Source organism: Mycobacterium sp. (assembly GCF_050701675.1).
Lineage (GTDB): Bacteria > Actinomycetota > Actinomycetes > Mycobacteriales > Mycobacteriaceae > Mycobacterium.
Genome location: NZ_JBOGDD010000832.1, coordinates 1 through 1699, shown reverse-complemented (window position 1 = coordinate 1699; position 1699 = coordinate 1). Strand labels below are relative to the sequence as shown.

At 69.4% G+C, this 1699-nt stretch carries 2 protein-coding genes; both read right to left on the bottom strand.

Features of this window, described 5'->3' with window-relative positions:
• On the bottom strand, positions 1-529 hold a 529-nt coding region (locus ACRDUX_RS25435; RefSeq protein WP_526417725.1), incomplete at its 3' end, for a glycerophosphodiester phosphodiesterase family protein.
• Between the two features lie 4 nt (positions 530-533).
• A complete protein-coding gene (locus tag ACRDUX_RS25430) occupies positions 534-1619 on the bottom strand; it encodes a DUF4328 domain-containing protein (RefSeq protein ID WP_526417723.1) in 1086 nt (361 codons plus the stop codon).
• Positions 1620-1699: the final 80 nt, after the last annotated feature.

Sequence of the window (1699 nt, the reverse complement as noted above, 5' to 3'; positions counted from 1 at the left end):
CGCGGCGGATGCGCCAGACCGCGGCCGCCGAGAACGAGATCACGACGGCGCGGGACAGGTCGGCCGAAGCCGGTGACGCGATGCCGTACCTGTGCAGCAGTGCCAGCACCTTGCTCTCGACCAGTGCGCCGTAGCGGACGGGATGCTTGGTCTCGATGAAGATCTTGATGGGGCGGTTCCAGTCGAGGACCAGCGAGATGAGGCCATCGAGGGTCAGTAGGCCCGTATCGCCTTGGTCGCCGTGTCCCCTTGCACTCGAATGCCAAGCGCCGTAATCGAGTTCGCGCAGCTCGCCCAGCGTCATCTCGCTGACCAGCCCGGTGCCCGTCGACGTCCGATCCACCCGCCGGTCGTGGACGCACACCAGATGTCCGTCGCGGGTCAGCCGCACGTCGCACTCGACTCCGTCGGCGCCCTCGCGCAGCGCGAGCTCGTAGGCGGCGATCGTGTGCTCGGGCAACTCCGCCGACGCGCCGCGGTGAGCCACCACGAACGGGTGGCCGTCCAGCGCTCCGTCGGCCGCGTTCATGAACCTATGCTGCCGGGTCTTCCCGCTCGGACTCAACCCGAGCCGCGGATTCCGGTTCGGCGTCCTGCGGTTCGGCGTCCTGCGGTTCGGTCTCCCGCGGTTCGGTCTCCTGCGGTTCGGTCTTGGCACCGGGCTCGTCGGGCACGATGACCCACCGCTTGACGGGCTTGTCGACCGCCCTGTGTTCGAAACCCCGATACATCTTCAGCGTCAACAGGAGTGCCGCCAGAGCAGTCAGGTAGGCGATGGTGGTGGCCACCGTGTTGTCCGCGATGCCCTGAGCGTCTCGGGCGAAGCTGGTCGCGAACGCGAAGACCGAGACGAACATGCTGACCCACCAGCCGCACCACCAGACCACGATCGGCGCGCGCAGCCGCGTCAGACGACCTTCGACGCGGGCGAGCTCGAAGACGAACACCGGTGCCAAGAACAGATTGGCCAATGGCAGCAGACAGCCCAGCCACAGCTCCCAGACCGGGCGCGGGTCCTCGGCGTCGTGGCGCGCATAGGCGCCGGCGCGCCGGGAGATCAGCCAGTTCGTCAGCACCACGAAGCTGGCGATCAACGCGAAGAAGGCCAGCACGCTCACGGTGACCCCGGCCCACGTCGCCGCTCCGGCCACGATCGGGTTCAACAGCGTCGAGCGGTTGTAGAGCAGAAGCGCGTAGTTGGCGATGTGGACGACGACGGCCAACGCGAACAGGACCAGGGTGGTGATCAGGGTGGCCCGCACCATGCGCGTGGACGTGCGCGGCGGTTCGGCGGTCTGCGTCGGCTCCGCCTGTTCGAAGCGGTCCTGCAGGCTCCAGCGTGGGATGACCGAGTACCTGGGCGTCGGCCCGAGCGGACGGGACACGCGGCGAGGCGGCGGCGCGGCGCCCGGTCGCACCGCGATCCAGCGATAGCCGGCTGGAAGCCGTTGTGACGGCCGTGAGGCCCCTGGCTGCGCGGCGTCGGTTGACCGGGCCGACCACTGTGGGTCCGGCTCGGCCGACGGTGCCAGCAGCGCGCCCTGGCACCGGGCGCACCAGACACGCTGACGGTCGCGGACGTTCCATCGCGTTCCGCACCGTGAACAGACCTGGATCACGGGACCAGCCTACGGTCCGTCAGACGGTGCCCGCAGCGCCGTCGTCGGTGACGACGGGACGTCCGGCCTCTGCCCAGGCG